This window comes from Dickeya oryzae (assembly GCF_020406815.2).
Taxonomy (GTDB): Bacteria; Pseudomonadota; Gammaproteobacteria; order Enterobacterales; family Enterobacteriaceae; genus Dickeya; species Dickeya oryzae.
Map to the genome: position 1 here is coordinate 2609534 of NZ_CP162670.1, position 18402 is coordinate 2627935.

16 protein-coding genes and 3 pseudogenes are annotated in these 18402 nt (G+C 50.7%); 11 read left to right on the plus strand and 8 right to left on the minus strand.

Features of this window, described 5'->3' with window-relative positions:
* Positions 1-8 precede the first annotated feature (8 nt).
* Positions 9-1274, minus strand: a complete 1266-nt coding sequence (locus LF929_RS11515) for a 4-aminobutyrate--2-oxoglutarate transaminase (RefSeq protein ID WP_226093537.1) — start codon at positions 1272-1274, stop codon at positions 9-11.
* A gap of 125 nt (positions 1275-1399) precedes the next feature.
* On the opposite strand from LF929_RS11515, the gene LF929_RS11520 reads away from it, so the two are divergent.
* From LF929_RS11520 to LF929_RS11535, 4 genes are all read left to right on the plus strand, one after another.
* A complete protein-coding gene (locus tag LF929_RS11520) occupies positions 1400-2887 on the plus strand; it encodes a PLP-dependent aminotransferase family protein (RefSeq protein ID WP_210177606.1) in 1488 nt (495 codons plus the stop codon).
* Between the two features lie 388 nt (positions 2888-3275).
* On the plus strand, positions 3276-4370 hold the full coding sequence (locus LF929_RS11525) for an ABC transporter ATP-binding protein (protein WP_012884528.1): 1095 nt from the start codon (positions 3276-3278) through the stop codon (positions 4368-4370).
* Positions 4371-4646: 276 nt separating this feature from the next.
* Positions 4647-4877 carry a tautomerase PptA gene (pptA, locus tag LF929_RS11530; RefSeq protein ID WP_012884527.1) on the plus strand — a complete coding sequence of 77 codons (231 nt, stop codon included), beginning with the start codon at positions 4647-4649 and terminating at the stop codon, positions 4875-4877.
* A 346-nt stretch (positions 4878-5223) separates the two neighbouring features.
* Complete coding sequence (locus LF929_RS11535; protein WP_210174999.1) at positions 5224-6276, plus strand: alpha/beta fold hydrolase; 1053 nt, start codon at positions 5224-5226, stop codon at positions 6274-6276.
* Here LF929_RS11535 and LF929_RS11540 read toward each other — a convergent pair.
* The gene (locus tag LF929_RS11540; RefSeq protein ID WP_038904163.1) at positions 6218-7258 is read right to left on the minus strand and encodes an AraC family transcriptional regulator; all 1041 of its coding nucleotides are present in this window, start codon (positions 7256-7258) and stop codon (positions 6218-6220) included. The two genes, LF929_RS11535 and LF929_RS11540, sit on opposite strands and share 59 nt — an antisense overlap.
* A gap of 632 nt (positions 7259-7890) precedes the next feature.
* Here LF929_RS11540 and LF929_RS11545 point away from each other — a divergent pair.
* Positions 7891-8868, plus strand: coding sequence for a DUF1852 domain-containing protein (locus LF929_RS11545; RefSeq protein ID WP_210174958.1), 978 nt, complete (start codon positions 7891-7893; stop codon positions 8866-8868).
* A 27-nt stretch (positions 8869-8895) separates the two neighbouring features.
* A complete protein-coding gene (locus LF929_RS11550; protein WP_029456452.1) occupies positions 8896-9927 on the plus strand; it encodes a methionine synthase in 1032 nt (343 codons plus the stop codon).
* A 142-nt stretch (positions 9928-10069) separates the two neighbouring features.
* Here the strand turns inward: LF929_RS11550 and LF929_RS11555 are convergent, their stop codons facing one another.
* Positions 10070-10693: a glutathione S-transferase family protein gene (locus LF929_RS11555; RefSeq protein WP_038907781.1), complete on the minus strand. Its 624-nt coding sequence runs from the start codon at positions 10691-10693 to the stop codon at positions 10070-10072.
* A gap of 505 nt (positions 10694-11198) precedes the next feature.
* Between LF929_RS11555 and LF929_RS11560 the strand changes: the two genes are divergently transcribed.
* On the plus strand, positions 11199-11552 hold the full coding sequence (locus tag LF929_RS11560; protein WP_226093538.1) for a glycoside hydrolase family 88 protein: 354 nt from the start codon (positions 11199-11201) through the stop codon (positions 11550-11552).
* 470 nt (positions 11553-12022) lie between these two features.
* Here LF929_RS11560 and LF929_RS11565 read toward each other — a convergent pair.
* The 3 genes and pseudogenes from LF929_RS11565 to LF929_RS11575 form a co-directional block, all read right to left on the minus strand.
* A pseudogene (locus LF929_RS11565) lies at positions 12023-12148 on the minus strand (LacI family transcriptional regulator); the annotation flags it as partial.
* A pseudogene (locus tag LF929_RS11570) lies at positions 12145-12297 on the minus strand (helix-turn-helix domain-containing protein); the annotation flags it as partial. The pseudogenes LF929_RS11565 and LF929_RS11570, both read right to left, overlap by 4 nt.
* A gap of 195 nt (positions 12298-12492) precedes the next feature.
* A complete protein-coding gene (locus LF929_RS11575) occupies positions 12493-13413 on the minus strand; it encodes a LysR family transcriptional regulator (RefSeq protein ID WP_038904153.1) in 921 nt (306 codons plus the stop codon).
* A 118-nt stretch (positions 13414-13531) separates the two neighbouring features.
* Here LF929_RS11575 and LF929_RS11580 point away from each other — a divergent pair.
* The 3 genes and pseudogenes from LF929_RS11580 to LF929_RS11590 all read left to right on the plus strand — a co-directional run bounded on the left by LF929_RS11580 (position 13532) and on the right by LF929_RS11590 (position 16371).
* Positions 13532-14970: pseudogene (locus tag LF929_RS11580) on the plus strand (NAD-dependent succinate-semialdehyde dehydrogenase).
* Between the two features lie 22 nt (positions 14971-14992).
* Positions 14993-15319, plus strand: coding sequence for a carboxymuconolactone decarboxylase family protein (locus tag LF929_RS11585; RefSeq protein ID WP_038906321.1), 327 nt, complete (start codon positions 14993-14995; stop codon positions 15317-15319).
* A 62-nt stretch (positions 15320-15381) separates the two neighbouring features.
* Complete coding sequence (locus tag LF929_RS11590) at positions 15382-16371, plus strand: NAD(P)H-quinone oxidoreductase (RefSeq protein WP_226093541.1); 990 nt, start codon at positions 15382-15384, stop codon at positions 16369-16371.
* Between the two features lie 403 nt (positions 16372-16774).
* Here the strand turns inward: LF929_RS11590 and LF929_RS11595 are convergent, their stop codons facing one another.
* Positions 16775-17257, minus strand: a complete 483-nt coding sequence (locus tag LF929_RS11595; protein WP_038909544.1) for a glutathione peroxidase — start codon at positions 17255-17257, stop codon at positions 16775-16777.
* A gap of 322 nt (positions 17258-17579) precedes the next feature.
* Positions 17580-17816: a tautomerase family protein gene (locus LF929_RS11600; protein WP_038904147.1), complete on the minus strand. Its 237-nt coding sequence runs from the start codon at positions 17814-17816 to the stop codon at positions 17580-17582.
* A gap of 61 nt (positions 17817-17877) precedes the next feature.
* Between LF929_RS11600 and LF929_RS11605 the strand changes: the two genes are divergently transcribed.
* Complete coding sequence (locus tag LF929_RS11605) at positions 17878-18336, plus strand: helix-turn-helix domain-containing protein (protein WP_210174956.1); 459 nt, start codon at positions 17878-17880, stop codon at positions 18334-18336.
* Positions 18337-18402 lie beyond the last annotated feature (66 nt).

Genomic DNA, 18402 nt, shown 5'->3' on the forward strand with positions numbered 1-18402 from the left:
CTCACATCTCACTTCGCCAGAACCTGGGCCAGAATCGACAGTGCTTTACTGAACTGGGCATCAGGAATGGTCAGCGGATACAGAAAACGGATCACGTTGCCATGCGTACCACAGGTCAGTAACAGCAGCCCTTGTTCCAGCGCCGCTTGCTGGTATTTTTTAGTGATTTCCGCGCTCGGCTTGCCGGTTTGCGGGTCATTAAACTCCACCGCCACCATCGAGCCACGGGCACGGATATCGGCGATCGCCGGGTTAGCGGTTTTCGCCTGCTCCAGCGCTTCAACCAGTGTAGCGCCAAGGCGTTGAGCACGCTGGCACAGTTGTTCCTCTTCAATCACATCCAGCACGGCCAGCGCTGAGGCCACCGCCAGTGGGTTACCCGCATAGGTACCGCCCAGCCCGCCGGGGCCCGGTGCGTCCATCACCTCGGCACGCCCTACCACGCCGGAAATCGGGAAGCCGCCGCCCAGGCTTTTCGCCATGGTGATCAGGTCCGCTTTATCGTCGTAATACTCCATCGCGAACACCTTGCCGGTACGGGCAAAGCCGCTCTGTACTTCATCAGCAATCAGCAACATGCCGTATTTGTCACACAACTGGCGAACACCACGGATGAATTCCGGCGGTGCCACATTGAATCCCCCTTCGCCTTGTACCGGCTCCAGCAGAATGGCCGCGACCTGATCGGCACCGATATCGGTATGCAGAATGCGATCAATACTCTCCAGCGCATGTTCTACCGTAACGCCGTGTTGGGCATTCGGGTACAGCGCATGGAAAATGGACCCTGGGAACGGGCCGAAACCGGTGGAATACGGAGCCACTTTACCGGTCAACGTCAGGGTCAGCAGCGTACGGCCGTGGAACGCCGCACCAAAGGCAATCACGCCAGGGCGTTTGGTGTAAGCACGGGCAATTTTCACTGCATTTTCAACCGCCTCGGCCCCGGTGGTGAAGAAAGCCGTTTTGGCCGGGCCGACGATAGGTGCCAGTGCATTCAGACGCTCCGCCAGCGCCACATAGCTGCCGTAAGGCACGATTTGATAGGCGGTGTGGGTGAATTTTTCCAGCTGCTCACGTACCGCCGCCAGCAGTTTAGGGTGACGGTGGCCGGTGTTCAGTACCGCAATCCCGGCCGCAAAATCAATATACTCGCGCCCTTCAACATCCCACAGGGTGGCATTCTCCGCCTTGTCGGCATAGAAATCACACATCACACCCACGCCACGCGGCGTGGCGGCCAAACGACGTTGATTCAATTCGCTGTTACTCATTTTCCGCTCCGATTCGATGAACACACCACCCAATAAGGGTTGACGATTGACGTTACGATGTTGTTATTTATCTCCTGTATGGCCCTATAATCCAGAGCCAGTTTTTAATATTTAAAGGATCCACTTTGCGCTCACTACTGACCGATTTGCTGTTGCAAGGGCTGGAACGCCAGTTGGAAGGCACCCTTAACAAGCGGCTGTACGACACCATCCGCCTGGCAATTCTTTCCGGCGATATCGCGCCGGGACGGCGTTTACCCTCGTCACGCGACCTGGCGCAGCAGTTATCGCTATCGCGCAATACGGTGATCGCCGCCTTTGAACAACTGCTGGCGGAAGGTTATATCGAGACCCGTACCGGCAGCGGCAGTTACGTCACCGAACAGTTGCCAGACACCCATACGCCGGATATGCGCGACGATACGCTGTCGCCACTGCGCCCGGCCGTACAGGAAATTTCCCGACGGGGTATGCATCTGCTGGGGTATGCCGGTGCATCGGCTCGCCAGTGGGGCGCGTTTATGCCGGGCGTTCCGGATATCGCCAGCTTTCCGCATGACCTATGGCGGCGGTTACAGACCCGCCTGTCCCGCCGCCTGAAGCCGGAACAGCTCTCTTATTCGCCGATCGGCGGTTGCCCGGAACTGCAACAAGCGCTGGTGGACTACCTGCGGGTGGCGCGTTCGGTGACCTGTACGCCGGAACAAATCCTGATCACCGAAGGGACCCATCAGGCGATGGATCTACTGGCCAAAATGCTGTGCAACCCGGGTGATTTGGCATGGATTGAAGACCCCTGCTATTGGGGCATGCGCAATGTGTTGACCATCAATGGCCTGCGTGTCGCGCCAGTCGCGGTGGATGAGCAAGGCATGGTGCCGCCGGACGATGTCTCGCCGCACTCGGTGCCGCGGTTGATTTGCGTTACGCCGTCGCACCAGTATCCGCTGGGGTCGGTGATGAGCCTCGCCCGACGACAACGGCTGCTGGCGCTGGCGCAGGAGCACAACAGTTGGGTGATTGAAGACGATTACGATAGCGAATTTCGCTTTTCCGGCAGCCCGATTCCCGCCTTGCAAGGGCTCCAGACGCAACCGCCGGTGATCTACATCGGCACCTTCAGCAAAACGCTCTACCCGGGGCTGCGAGTCAGTTACATGGTGCTGCCGCCACAACTGGCTAGAGAGCTGAAAACGGCGCACGCCGAGCTGTACCGTGGCGGTCACCTGCTGACGCAACTGACGCTAAGCCAGTTCATCAGCGAAGGGCACTACGCCGCTCACATCCGCCGTATGCGCCTGTTGTATGCCCGCCGTCGCGCGCTGCTGAGCGAATTGATCGTGCAGCATTTGGGGGATGACTACCTCGGTTATAACAGCAACGCCGGGCTACACCTGATTCTGCGCTTGCCCGACCCTATCGATGATGTGGTACTGACTGCCCGTATTCTGCAACACGGCGTGATGGTGAAACCGCTTTCCAGTTACTACCTGCACCCAACGCATCAGCGCGGGCTGTTGCTCGGTTACGCCGGTGTCGATGAGGCTGAAATGGTACAGGCGTTTGACGTGATTCTTCACTGTTTACGCGCGCTGGAAAAGCAACACAGCTAAGGCCCCGATAGCCCCGCGCCCCTACTCGCCACTCGCCCCAATCGGTGGCAGTAGCCCTCATACAACCTCACGTTTCCGCTCGCACCATTGCACAGCATTGGTGCTTTAGCTTAACAAAAAAATCACCATTTTGATGCAATCTCAGCAAACAATGCACCATACTGTTCAGGCATCCTGTTTGTTGCACTAGTGTTAATGTTGTGCACTCTGCACTGTTAACACACTGGGTAATAGCCAGACATCCGCGTTCATCTCGGTAACCGGCTGAACATCTGACGCCTCTTTTTTATTCCAAACCAATAAGAATAGTTTCTCAATTAAGTATCAGGCACGACTTATGCATAAGTCATTATCAGCATCGAGCTACGACACGTGAGAGAAGGGAAGAATGAAAACCTACGTCAGCTTCAAAAATATTCAAAAAACCTACGATGGCGATCGTCTGGTGGTCAAAAACCTGAATCTGGATATTCAGGAAGGTGAATTCCTGACCATGCTGGGCCCGTCCGGCTCCGGCAAAACCACCAGTCTGATGATGCTGGCCGGGTTTGAAACGCCCACGCAGGGTGAAATCCTGCTGCGTGACACCCCATTGCACAACCTGCCCCCCCATCAGCGCGGCATCGGCATGGTATTTCAAAACTATGCCTTGTTCCCGCATATGACGGTGGCGGAGAACCTAGCGTTTCCGCTGTCCATTCGCCGCCTGAACCGCAGTGACATCAAAGAGAAAGTGGACCGCGTGCTGGACCGCGTCAAGCTGGCTAATCTGGCTGACCGCTACCCGGCGCAGATGTCAGGCGGCCAGCAGCAGCGCGTGGCGCTGGCCAGAGCGCTGGTGTTTGAACCCCGGTTGGTGCTGATGGATGAACCCTTGGGCGCGCTGGACAAGCAACTTCGCGAACATATGCAACTGGAAATCAAGGAACTGCACCGGGCGTTAGAACTGACCGTGGTGTACGTCACCCACGATCAGAGCGAAGCGATGACCATGTCAGACCGGGTGGCAGTATTCAATGACGGCATCATCCAACAGATGGACAGCCCGAGTGATATCTACGAACACCCACAAAATACCTTCGTGGCGCAATTTATCGGTGAAAACAATACGCTGATTGCCACCCAATGCGGCAGCGACGGCAATTATTATCAGGCTCAACTGGATGACGGCACCGTCCTGCGCGCGCTGAAAGTGCGCCCCAGTTCACCGGGTAAAAAAATCCATTTGTGCATTCGCCCGGAGCGGGTAAAAGTTAACGCCAGCGTCCTGCCGGATGGTGCCCAGCAGGTTCGCGCCCATATCCAGCAATTTATCTATCTTGGCGATCACGTTCGCATGATGACCGAGGTGGCCGGGCAGCCACAATTTATGGTGAAACTGCCCGCCAGCGACGTTAACCCGAACTGGCAAATTGGCAGTGAAATCCACTTATCCTGGTTACCGGAGCACCTGCGCGCACTGGATGTGGTCGTCGTGCAGTAAATACGCCACGGTTCGGTGCGGATCTCGCCATCGATCAACGCCGAACCGTTAATGTAGGCCGTTCAGTTAATCCAGCTGGTTTCCGTTTGGGTAGCGCGCCTTCGTTGGGTAAATCATCTTCGTTAGGTAAACCGTCTTCTTTGAGCAGATAGTCGTCTTTGATGTAGATAGTCGTCTGCCCAAAACCATGCCAAGATGATCACGCCACAGGCGGTGAGTGTTTCAGCGCTAACTGCCCTCTCAAATACCGACTTTCACACACGGAGCGTCTTAGCCATGCCACATGTTGCCATCAAGTATTTTCCCCGCAATCTGCCAGAAACCGTCAAACAGGATTTGGCAAACGATATCAGCGACCTGCTCAAGAAGTACCTGAACGCAGAAGACAAATCTATCTCGGTGGCGTTAACCGAAGTCACGCCAGATCGCTGGAAAGACACCGTTTACGATATCGAAATCGGTCCAGAACTGGATAACCTCACCAAAAAACCGGGCTATTCGATGTAACAACAACGCCTGAATGCGTTATCGGTAATAAAAGTCTTACTGCGAGATAGTGTCTTACTGATAATGGCACTGAGCGGCTTCCGTTACCCGGTGTATCGCAAGGTTCGTGTCGGCCTTGTGATACACCGCAATTCTATTCTTCATTAGCTTGAGTGCCCCCACCAAAAAAGTCGCAACGCTTTTCGCTATCGATCCGTTGCGGGAATATCCGATGGTGACTGGTGCAGTTCCTCACATTAACGACCTGGATCGTGTTTCAGGACGCCCCGGATCGTGTTCCGGGACGCCATGATGCTGCGCAGCATAGTAAAAAAGCCGCTGATTTATTCCAACAGAGGCATCCATGATGTTAAGACAAGCGCTCTTTTTACTATCGGTTCTACTTTTTTCTATACAGGTTCAGGCGTATCCAGGATTTCGGCTGATGACATTGTCAGACCCGAAAGGGGAACCGCTGAATGTGGCAGTATGGTATCCAACACCTGCTGGCGAAATCATGGAAACGGTAGGAGAGAATCCCGCCTTTATCGGTGTTCCCGTCATCCGCAATGCGCCTCCACTCTCAGGAGAGCATCCTCTGCTTGTGATATCACATGGTTACAATGGAAGCTGGCGAAGTCTGTCGTGGATTGCTCACACGATGGCAATGCAGGGATACATTGTTGCGGCACCGGACCATCCCGGAACAACCATCTTCAACCAGAACCCTGTTGAGGCTAAAAAACTGTGGAAACGCCCGCGCGATATTGCCCGGGTTATTGATTCCGTCATTAATGCTCCGGAATTATTCGGGAAAATAGACAACGACCGCATTGCCGCTTTAGGGCACTCCCTCGGAGGGTGGACGGTCATGTCGCTGGCAGGTGCCCGGTTTGATCCTGCGAGATTGCTGCATGACTGCCAGCAATACCCACAGCGAGGTGACTGTAAGTTAACGGAAAATCTTGGCATAAATGACGCGTCGGCACAGGAAAAACTGTCTGCAGACTACAGGGATGCCAGAATCAGAGCCGTCGTTTCTCTTGACCTCGGATTAGCACCCGGTTTTACGCCTCACAGCCTGCGTGATATCAACATACCTGTACTGATTCTGGCGGCACGTGATGACAGGCTGGGAGAACTGCCTTTCAGCCAGGAGTCAGGGTATATTGCCGCACAGATGTCCCCACAGTGGAGCCAGTTCCACACCATTGACGGCGCAACCCATTTCAGTTTTATGCAATTGTGTAAAACCGGTGCTGAACAACTCATTGATGAAGACTCACCGGGCAATGGCATTGTATGCCGTGACGGCAATGGTACCAGCCGGACAGATATTCATAAGGAGCTGGTGCGTGAAATTAGTTCATTCCTGAACTTATCTCTGAATTATCACGTGCCTGCTGGCGAAATAAAGTAGGAGACACGCCAGTTACTCGCTGGAACTCCCGGTTAAAATTCGATTTAGTGATAAATCCAGACTCCAGCATAATTTCCGTAACGGGCAACGAAGAGCTCAGCAGCAATTCCTTCGCCCGTTCAATCCTGAATCCGTTGATCCACTGCGAGACATTGCACTGCTTTACCGCGTTTACCGCCCCTGAAAGATGTCGCGCGGGAATACCGGTTTTCCTCGCCAGGGCGCTGAGTGTCAGATCGGAGTTAAGGTAGAGTTGCTTTTCACGAACCTGCGCCTCGAGCCGTGTATACACCTCCGACATATCTTCCGCAGAACGTACTGAGCATGCCGGTGGTGGTGTTTCCCCGGCATCCGTTCCAGATATTGCAGCCGCCCTTCCCGCGCTGATGATAGCAATACCGATAAGCGGCAGTAGTATTATCTGAAAAATAACGACCATGCCAGGAGCCAGTTTTCCACCGTTGATATCGAAGTCAAATACGACCAGAAGATCCGTCAGTGCGGATATGCACAGAAAGCAACCCGCGAAAAAGGCCATCTTTGTCGTCTGTGATAACTCCTCCAGTCGGCTTAGAGTGAATTGCTGCTCTCCCTGCCATGCAATACGAAACAGGCTGCATCCGTAGCCAGCAAATAGCGCAATGAGAATAAAATCAATCGAAACTGGCCAGACAATCCTGATACATAATGAAACAGCGACAGGCACAAATAGCAGTAACAAGCGCCGTTGCCTGTTAATTTCAGTCATTGAGATGAAACTGTGCCAGGCAACAGGTGGTAAAAACATTGCTAACCCTGACTGAATATTCCGCAACATGATGGAGTCATATTCCCAGCGAAGCATCCCCACAGACAGCAGGACTACGCAGGCGACAAGAAACTGTAATGTACCTCGGTGACACGGTTTCCCAGGCAACAGCGTCATGACCAATAAGAAAAGCAGAGCTAGTAAAGTCACAACAGGAAAGGGAACAGAGAACATGATGGCAAAACCACAACAGGAAAATAACAATAATCATTACACACATGCCTGCGCATTGTCTCCTTTGACGTCACTTTCCGGGATATAGCGCTCCGGGTTATCTAGGCGTAGAGAGTGTTCAGATAACGGTTAAAAAATCGCGCTAGCAGCGTTCTCCACAACGCCTGAACAGAACCTCACTTCTGGCTGTGTCCACATGACGTGGGTAGCAGTCGCTGTTCAATGATGAGACGCTGTGCTCACCAGGAGCTGTGCAGAAATTCGTGTTATCCCATCAAGAACAAAGCTCATGATGAGCCTTGTTATACCAATCAACCGGTCTGTCGTTCGTCAGCACGGCGTCTACCTCTTTTAGCATTGGCATCAGCCTGTTCAGTAACGTATGGATTCCTATGGTGAATCTTGTGGGGCTGGACCACCTGCCCCCTCCCTGACCTGACCGCATGCCTGACCATGAATATGGCTCATGTTGTAATGAAATTAAGTCTCTTTCACTCACCCAGCAACTCTGGCATAAAATATGCTGAGTTAACGTATTAGCAACATGAAGACCACTGAATGATAAAGTAAAGTCATTCCAGATCAATGCATTAACCGGGTTTTCATATCAGGCAACAGGATAAAAGAGCGCGATGACTAAAAATTTTACATTTACGATTAAGAGCAGTTGCTTCGATGAGAACTATAACCCCTCCGAAAACACGCGCATCACCACCAACTTTGCGAATTTGGCCAGGGGAACGAGCCGCCAGGAGAACTTACGCAACACATTAGTGATGATTGATAATCGCTTCAACACATTAGCGTATTGGGATAACCCCAAAGGTGACCGTTATTCTGTCGAACTTGAAATCATTTCTGTTGATCTGCATATTGCCAATAATGACGGTACCTTCCCGGCCATTGAAATATTGAAAACAAACATTATTGATAAAAAAACAAATCAACGGATTGAAGGTATTGTAGGCAATAACTTCTCTTCTTATGTGCGAGACTATGATTTTAGTGTGTTGTTGTTAGAACACAACAATAACCACTCCGAATTTAGCATTCCAGATAACTTTGGCGATTTGCATGGGAATATATTTAAGCATTTCGTCAACTCACAGGAATACAAAGATAATTTTAAAAAATCACCTGTAATATGCTTAAGTGTTTCCAGCAAAGATATCTATCATCGCACTGGAAACCAGCATCCTGTATTGGGTATCGAATACCAGCCAAATGGTTCTTCTTTAACCGAACAGTATTTCGAAAAAATGGGATTACAGGTTCGCTACTTTATGCCGCAACATAGTGTTGCACCTTTGGCCTTTTATTTTTCTGGTGACTTACTGAGTGATTATACTGATCTTGAGCTTATCAGTACCATCAGCACGATGGAGACTTTCCAAAAAATTTACCGACCTGAGATTTACAATGCTAACTCTGCCGCGGGGCAATACTATCAACCCAACCTGAATAACCAGGATCATTCATTAACCAAGATTGTTTATGATCGGGAAGAGCGCAGCCAGTTAGCGATTAAGCAAGGAAAATTTGCTGAAGAGCACTTCATTAAGCCGTACAAACACCTTCTTGATCAATGGTCTGCCCATTACGCGCGTTAATTCACCAAAAATATAAGGTCACCTGCTATGAAAACATTGCTACCCACCTCGACTGCGGGCAGTTTACCCAAGCCCTCCTGGCTCGCAGAGCCTGAGAAATTGTGGTCGCCCTGGAAATTACAGAACGAAGAGTTGATCGAAGGGAAAAAAGACGCCCTGAGTTTGTCGCTGTTTGACCAACTGCGAGCGGGTATTGATATTGTCAGCGATGGCGAACAAACACGCCAACACTTTGTCACCACGTTTATTGAGCACCTGAGCGGTGTGGATTTTGAGAAACGTGAAGTCGTTAAAATTCGTAATCGCTATGATGCGAGCGTACCAACAGTTGTCGGTGCGGTGGCGCGTCAAAAACCCGTTTTTGTTGAAGATGCCAAATTCTTACGTCAGCTCACCCGGCAACCCATTAAATGGGCGTTGCCAGGGCCGATGACGATGATTGATACACTCTATGATAACCACTATAAAAGCCGTGAAAAGCTCGCCTGGGAATTTGCAAAAATACTCAATCAGGAAGCGAAAGAATTAGAGGCCGCGGGTGTCGATATTATCCAGTTTGATGAACCGGCATTTAATGTTTTCTTTGATGAGGTGAATGACTGGGGGATCGCCACGTTAGAAAAAGCCATTGAAGGGCTGAAATGTGAAACGGCTGTACATATTTGCTATGGCTATGGCATCAAGGCCAATACCGACTGGAAAAAAACGCTAGGGTCAGAATGGCGGCAATATGAAGAAGCGTTTCCGAAACTGCAAACATCGGCTATCGATATCATCTCACTGGAATGCCATAACTCGCGTGTTCCTATGGATCTGCTGGAACTGATTCGCGGTAAAAAAGTCATGGTAGGTGCTATTGATGTGGCAACCAATACCATTGAAACACCAGAGGACGTCGCCGATACGCTACGAAAAGCACTTCAGTTTGTGGATGCCGATAAGCTCTATCCTTCTACCAACTGTGGTATGGCTCCCTTATCTCGTCGGGTCGCCACCGGCAAACTCAATGCATTAAGCGCAGGCGCAGATATCGTCCGCAGAGAGATCCTGGCTAAATAACACCGCTGGATTATCGATCATGAAAAACGCAGTCCGTGTCTGGTGCTCAGCTCAATCGCCAGACACGGACTGCATCATATTGATCATTACGCGATGACGGATAAAAAGCGACGAATTTATATGGTGCCGTCAGCCCAATTTTTTAGACCATACCATTATTGCCATGACGCAAAAACGCCGGCCGCTGATTCAAGCGTATAAACCATGCGTCAATAGCAGGCACGTCGGGATGGGCAAACGGTGTCATTCTCCAGCGATTCACCGACAACCCAAGCACCACATCCGCCAGCGTAAACGTCTCACCAGCCACCCATGCACCGGTGCGCTGGAGTTGTTGTTCCAGAATACCAATACAGTGGTTCCACGCGTTAATGCCTTCTGCAATTGCCTTTTGATCGTTATAGGCTGGATTCTTGCGCGCCAGAGCGGGGAAGACATAACGCCAGGCGTTATTAAACTCGGTCGCCTGCCAATCCATCCAGTGCTCGACGTTGGCACACGCTTGCGGCTCATTGGGGAGTAAGTCATCGCGCCCGGCTTTACGCGCCAGATAACGGCAAATCGAATTCGATTCCCACAGCACGAACTCATCGTCAATCAACACGGGCACCATCGCGTTCGGGTTCATGGCGCGAAAGGCATCGGTTTGCGTCGAGGCAAATCCGCTACCGTAATCTTCCTGAACATAATCCAGCCCCACTTCTTCGCAGGTCCAAAGCACTTTACGCACATTTATTGACGTCGTTTTACCCAGTATTTTCAGCATGCTTCGAAGGCCCTTCCGCGTGATTAATCGTCTAAAAACACTACACCAACTTCATACCTTGTTGCTACTGGCAACAGAGCACTGGCTGGTTGCGGCACATCGTGGACAACGACATCATCAATCACAGCGGTTGATAACTACGCAAAAAATTTTCGCAATCCAACCTCTGAAAATGAAACACCGCTCCAGCAACCTCTTTTTTTATCAATAGTTCCCGTTATTACGATGTGAAAAATAAAAAAATGAAGTCAAATTAAATATTGTCAAAGCTCACAAAATATGAACGCAAAATTTTTTCGTATTGCGCATATTAAATACATAGTGATTTAATCATTATTGAAATAATCATCACGCGCTGACTGAGAATAAAAATGTAAAAACGCATTCTGAATAAAAATATCGACTTACTTTTAAGTGGATTTACTGAATTAAAAGATAATGGACGATTTAATGAACCCAATCTTGACGGTAGTATCGGAGATTATATTTCATTCGCCAGTTGGGAATGGCCACAGGGCGTTGGGCTATTTGGACTGGTGCGTTTAACGGCGCATGGCACACCTTGCTCGACCATCCTGACTTCTATACCGAAATTTCCGCCACCGCCGGTTTTGGCTATGGCTTATTAAAAGGCGTACGAATGGGAATTGGTGATGAACGGTGGCAACAGGTGGGTTTAAAAGCGCTGGCAATTGTTCAGGATAATATTGATGCCAAGGGGACTTTACATAATGTTTCTTATGGCACTCGCATGGGGCGAACACCGCAATTTTATAAAGATATTCCATTACAACCTACTGGGTATGGACAGTCACTGGCAATATTATGCCTGAGTAAAGGTTTGCATTTCGTTAATTAAAAATAAAACTAAACCATTCTCTTTCGGAGAAAAAACAATGACTATCGAATATAGTAATTTTAATTTAACGGCAGGTAATGCTGTGCGTTACTGGCAGCTATCCGATATTTCGAGTTTACGCTATGACACGGTGGATTTACCGATGGCAGGCGAAATGGATCCGTTTTTCTTTTTAAGCAAACATCCACCGTCAACGCCAATACCCCACCCACATCAGGTTCTTCCAGCAACGCCTGCAAGGCACCATTGTTATTATCGTTGAGCGGATGGGTAATAAGATCAACGCCCAGCACCTTCGCTCGCTCCTTCAATCCTTGCAACACATACCAGCTAAACTGGTAGCGGTTATAATCCAGCATCGCTACCTGCGAAATAGCCAGAACGATTCGCGCGCCACACAGCTCCTGAGCAGGGGTATAACGCATAGCACGCGCCACCGCCTGAATCCGCGTACGCAGTTCGTGACTAACCCCTTTTTCACCTGACAGCGCTCGTGACACCGTACTGAGCGAAGTTCGACAACGGGTGGCAATATCCTCCAGCCGTACCCGGCGATATCCCGCGTCGCGCTCTTCCTTACTATCTGGTTTAGTCATATCCCATCCTTCCTGCCTTCGCTCAGCGTAATCCCAAAGACCTTTTTATACCATGTGGTGAAATAGTTGCTGTTAGCGAAGCCGTATGAATAGGCAATTTCGGTCACCGGCGTCTCCGTTTCGCTTAATTTAATCCGCGCAGATACCATAAACCAACGGGAACGCGGTGCTGTAAAGCCTGTACGCAAGTTCAGGATCGTCAAACTCATCCAGCCATCGGGTGTCAATGTCTGCAGATAGCATTAAACGATCAGAAGCGGGTACCTGTTCTGCTAAGAGAGAAAAGTGGATAGTGCCTTTTATCAAAATAATGTCATTGTGATGACCGATATCCTTCCACACGATTATCGGGTTGACCAGATACAGGGCTTGCCAATAAAGGAGCGCAGCGCATCCATAAAGATACTCACTCGCGCAGGTGGGTTTCTTAGCGCCCGTAAAGCATATATTCCTGTGGATGCGGCCGGATGTTCGGCCCACTCCGGGCATAACAGCGTAAGTAAGCCGGCTTTAATATCAGGACCAGCAACCCAGTCGGGGAGATAAGCAATTCCCAAGCCTTCAATGGCTGCAAGGCGCATTGCTTCAAAATCGTCGCAGCCGAAAACCGGATGCGTAAGACTGCTGCGGGCCGGATGCCCCAGAATATCGCTCCAGTGCAAAAGATCGCCTCCATGCAACTTATCAATGAGGCGATGGGTCCTGACTTCGGAGAGATGATGCGGCGTACCCGCCTGTAAGAGATAGTCAGGACTGGCGCATAGCACACGTGTCTGTGTTGCTATGCGCGTACCAATCAACGTACTGTCTGACATATCGCCAATGCGTATCACTATATCCAGCCGCTCCGCCACCGGATCGGCAATCCTCTCCGTCAGGTCAAGTTCGACGCTCAGTTCAGGATACTGGCGGGCGAGTTGCCCCATCACCGGCAAGACATAGCGCTTACCAAACGTCGGGTAACAGGCTACACGTAGTGTGCCTGTTACATCGCCTTTCATCGAGGAAAGCTCCTGGCGTGCATCATCCAGTGAATCCAGTATCTGCCTCGCGCGAATTAACAGGGCTTCTCCCGCATCTGTCAGCGTCAGATGGCGGGTAGAACGCAAGAACAGTGGCGTCTCAAGGTAGGTTTCCAGCGCATCTATCTGACGGCCTATCGATGAGGGGGTGCGGCCGCGGCGGCGGCCTGCACCAGAAAAACTACTTTCCCGTGCCACATCGACAAATACGCCTAAAAACTCAGCAAATTTTTCTGACTGCATCTGTGCATTCTTTGCATAGCTGTTTTGGGTAATGGCTATCTTATCAGCAATACGCTTCGCTCTTAAGCTTCTCCTCACCAGACAAACATCATCGTTCATGTCCAGAAGGAAGAAGCCCATGCAAACACAACAGTATGATTCACTTTATCTTTTCATCAACGGCCAGTGGCTGACCGCTGGCGCTCGGGATACCTCCGCTGTTATCAATCCTGCCAACGGCACAACGCTCGGCCGCCTGCCACTAGCAACAAATGCAGATCTTGATCAGGCGCTCATCACCGCAGGCGAAAGTTTCCACGTATGGCGCAACACGGTGCCCGATGAGCGAGCCCGCATTATGAAAAAAGCCGCAGCGCTGATGCGCGAGCGTGCAGAACACATTGCCACGCTGATGACGCAGGAAGAAGGCAAGCCGCTTAGTGAAAGCCGTGATGAGGTCCAGCGTGCAGCCGATTATTTTGAGTGGTTCGCAGAAGAAGCGCGACGGATTGATGGACGCGTTGTTCCGGCTAACCGTCCCGGCGTACAGCAACTGGTAAAACGACTGGCAATTGGTCCGGTAGCCGCTTTTACCCCGTGGAATTTCCCGGCAATCACGCCGGCCCGCAAACTCTCAGCCGCACTGGCAGCAGGCTGCAGCGTGATTCTCAAACCCGGTGAAGAGAGCCCTGCTACTGCGTTGGCGCTGGCACGCTGCCTTGATGATGCTGGTTTACCCAAAGGGGTACTGCAAATTGTCTTTGGCGTTCCCGACAAGGTCTCCGCAAAGCTTATTGCTTCGCCGATTATCCGCAAAGTTGCCTTTACTGGTTCCGTTCCCGTCGGACGATTACTGTCTGAACGCGCCGCTGCAGGCGTTAAACCTATTTCACTTGAGCTGGGCGGTCACGGACCGGTGCTTGTCTTTGAAGATGCAGATATTGAGGAAGCGGCAACGGGCGGAGCAGCAAACCGTTTCCGTGGTACGGGGCAGATCTGTATTTCCTCGACGCGTTTTCTTGTGCAACGCAACGCTTACGAACGCTTCGTGCAGCGCTTTGTTGAAGCCACAGAGAACCTTGTCATTGGCGATGGTATGGAACCAGGCACTCAGGTTGGCCCGCTGGCTAACGAAAGGCAACTGGAGAAAATGGCTGCGCTGGTTGAGGACGCCGTCGCGCAGGGGCCACTGTACTGACAGGAGGAAAGCGTATTAACCGTCCTGGCCTCTTCTTTGAACCCACCGTACTGGCAAACGTGCCCATGAGTGCCCGCATCATGCATGAAGAGCCTTTTGGCCCGATTGCCATCATGCGTCCGTTCGACACCATCGAGGATGGGCTGGAAGAAGCAAACCGACTGCCTTACGCCTTGTCTGCCTACGCCTTTACATCCAGTTCACGCACCGCACTGGAGGTAGGGGATGGACTGGAAGCCGGGATGATTGGCATTAATCAGTACCGCATCATCGCCACAGAACTACCGTTTGGCGGCATGAAAGAGAGTGGGCATGGCTCAGAAGGTGGACGTGAAGGAATCACGCCGTATCTGACCAATAAATTTATCAGCCAGATCTGAATTTTTGTCGGAGATGATCATTATGAAACCCATTGACTTTACCAGCCCACGCGCAGCAGCCCGTCCGTTTACACCTAAGCTGGCTGATTTTGTAGAACATCCGCTTTATTCAGACGTCTGGGCCGATCCGGCGCTGGCTCCCCGCGATCGCAGCCTGATTACCATCGCCTGCCTGATTGCACTGAATCACGCAAATGAATTACCTGCGCACCTTCGTCGCGGCATTGAAAACGGCCTGACCGAGTCAGAGTTGAGTGAAGTGATAACACATCTGGCATTTTACGCCGGTTTCCCGGCGGCAATCACCGCCTCTGCTTACGCGAACGCCACGTTTTCAGAAAGCAAATAACGACGCATCACCCGTCTGCTGACTAAAGGCGGGCGACAGAACCCCCTTGCTCAAAGGTACAGATGAACATGAAAGCCATTACATTTGAAGAATTTGGTACGCCGGAAGTGCTGAAAGTGGCAGAGGTGGAAAAACCCCTGCTGCGCCGGAATGACCTTCTGATACGAACCCATGCTGCCGGCGTAAATCGTGCAGACCTGACTCACCGTAAAGGGGGGTATGGCCGCCCTGATTTTGGTGATTCAACCATTATGGGGCTTGAGGTTGCCGGTGAAGTTATTGCGGTCGGTGATGCAGTCGACGGCTACAAGCCTGGTGATCGCGTAATGGGAATTGTCGGCGGCGGTGCGTATGCAGAATTTTCCCGCATCGATTACCGGATGGCGATGCCCATTCCTGATGGGCTCGACTATATTCAGGCCGCAGCTATTACCGAGGTGTTTGTGACTGCGCATGAAGCCCTGATACACCTGGGCAAACTAAAAGCCGGGGAAACTGTACTCATTCACGCAGGGGCTGGCGGGGTTGGCGGTGCGGCAGTACAGCTGGCACATGCTACCGGTGCCACCGTTTTTACAACGGTAAAGGCGGGCAATCAGGAGCAGACCCGCAAGTTAGGTGCGGACTGGCTAATTGATTATGAGAAGGAAGACTTTTCAGAAGTAATAAACAAATTAACGGATGGTAAGGGAGTGAATCTTATTCTGGACTTTATTGGTGCGCCTTATTTTGAACGCAACATCAATACGCTCGATTTTGGCGGACGTCTTATCCAGATTGGCATAATGGGCGGTATCGATAACGCAAAAATTCCACTCGACCGACTCTTATACCGGCATCTCCAGATTACGGGCACTGTAATGAAATCACGCTCACAGGATGTTAAGCATGCGATGTCCCGCAGATTCCGTGAACACTGGCTTTCAAGCTTTGAAAAAGGTGTCCTGAAACCCGTTATTGACAGCGTTTACCCCTTGTCAGAAGCCGCTGCTGCCCATCAGCGCATGGAATCAGGTCTGAACGTAGGAAAAATCGTTCTGAAAATGGAATGATCGCATAGAGCGGGCATTACCTGAGTAATGCTTGCCCTCTTCCTGTAGGTAAACTTCCGACGGCTTTGCTTCAGACCCTGAATTCTGACTGGTTATTTGCACTCAGACCTGCAACTTCCGACAGGGTCGCTTTCCCTTGAGCAAGCCACATATAAAGTAGTCAGCGAATCGGTAATCTGAAACCGAAAGCTATATTAGAATTTCTCGCCGGAAGCGAAGTCAGTTCTGAAGCCCCACTAAAACTCAGTTAATCATAGACTTAGGATAGAAGACATCCGCTCCGGACGCGAGGCAAGCTGTAGGACTGTGAGGTCTGCCATGAGCGAACAACGGAAGTTATCCGCTCACGGATAAGGGTGGTTCGTAAGCGCTCCAAATTGAACGCTTCGAATTACCGAAGCACTTAGCTTTTAAGTGCCGCAAGGATTGTGGCTTCCATTTTCTCCGGAGTAGTGAACGGTGCAAAACGCTTGAGCGGTTTACCGTCGCGACCGATCAGGAACTTAGTGAAGTTCCATTTGATCCGCCCACCCAGCACGCCGGGCAATTCGTTTTTCAGATAACGAAACACCGGATGTGCGGCGGTTCCGTTGACCTCTACTTTCTCGAACATCGGGAAACTCACGCCATAGTTAATGTGACAAGTCTGCGCGATGTCGTCGGCGTTGCCGGGTTCCTGTTTACCGAACTGGTTGCAGGGGAAACCCAGCACCACCAAACCCTGGGCGGCATATTTCTGGTAGAGCGCTTCAAGGCCGCCGTATTGTGGTGTAAAGCCACAATGGCTGGCGGTATTAACGACCAGAACCACCTTACCAGCGTAGTCGGCCATCGAGATCAGTTGGCCGCCCAGACTGGTGGCGGTAAATTGATGAAAAGTAGTCATATCGGAATCCTCAAAGCAGAACCAGTTCGACGTCGACATTGCCACGTAGCGCGTTCCTGTTGGGGCATGGGCCGTGGCGAGTAGAGCCTGTTCCTGATGGCCTGGCAGGTCTGGAATCGTGTGCGATACATCTTTGCAAAGTCGAACGAAAAGAACAACAAACAGGCGACCTTTGCCCTGCTCTCCCTGATTAACACAGTATGAAGTTCATTGTGTGCGTTGGGGTACGAAACCAAACAGCGTGTCATCACCAGACTGTCAGAGCGGACATGCGTATTGCCCGCCGATTACTCAGGGCTAAATGTAAATAACTACCACCGAATTATGACCGCTGCGGTGATGCAAATTTTGCAGCAATCATTTCAGATGTGGGTTGTATTCCCCCAAGACTCCACTGCTCTGGTTCATGCTCGTCAATTCGAATCCATACCGAACGCCGAAACTCAGGATCGCCTTTCCCCTCAATTTCAACAATAAGGTCAGTCATACGACGTAGAAGTTCATTTTTTTGCTCCGGGCTCAAAATCCCTTTAATGGTTTGCACATTGACGAAGGGCATTGTATTCTCCTTAACCAGCTGGGTATTAAAATCATACTTAGGTTAAGAGGCAAATGTACACATGTCAAAAGATAATTCCTTACCGTACCTGTCACCTGAACTTTGCGGACTTGCCGCGGCAGCAGAACTACTTGGAGATCAATGGATTTTGTTGATTCTAAGGGAAGCCTTTTACGGGGTTAATCGCTTTGAAACGATACGTGCACATACAAAAATTACGAAGCAGACATTGGCAAACCGATTAAAAAAAATGACTGAACTCGGTCTACTTTGCAAAATCCCCTATCAGGAAGAAGGTACACGTGAACGCTATGAATATGTTCTCACCCCCAAAAGTCGATCGCTGGCACCGCTTCTTTTTTCTCTAATGGAATGGGGACATAAAAATATATTGCATGATGAACCACATATTTCCTTAGTTGATAAAAGTACAGGGGACGTTGTACACAGTGCATTTGTATCAACAAAGGGGAATATCGTTGATGCTAAAAACCTTCAGATAGTGGCTTTCAAACGTTAATGTGCCTACTAACGTTATTCTCGCGGGTCTCGTTCGCTCATTAAATGCCTACATGTAATGTCCGCC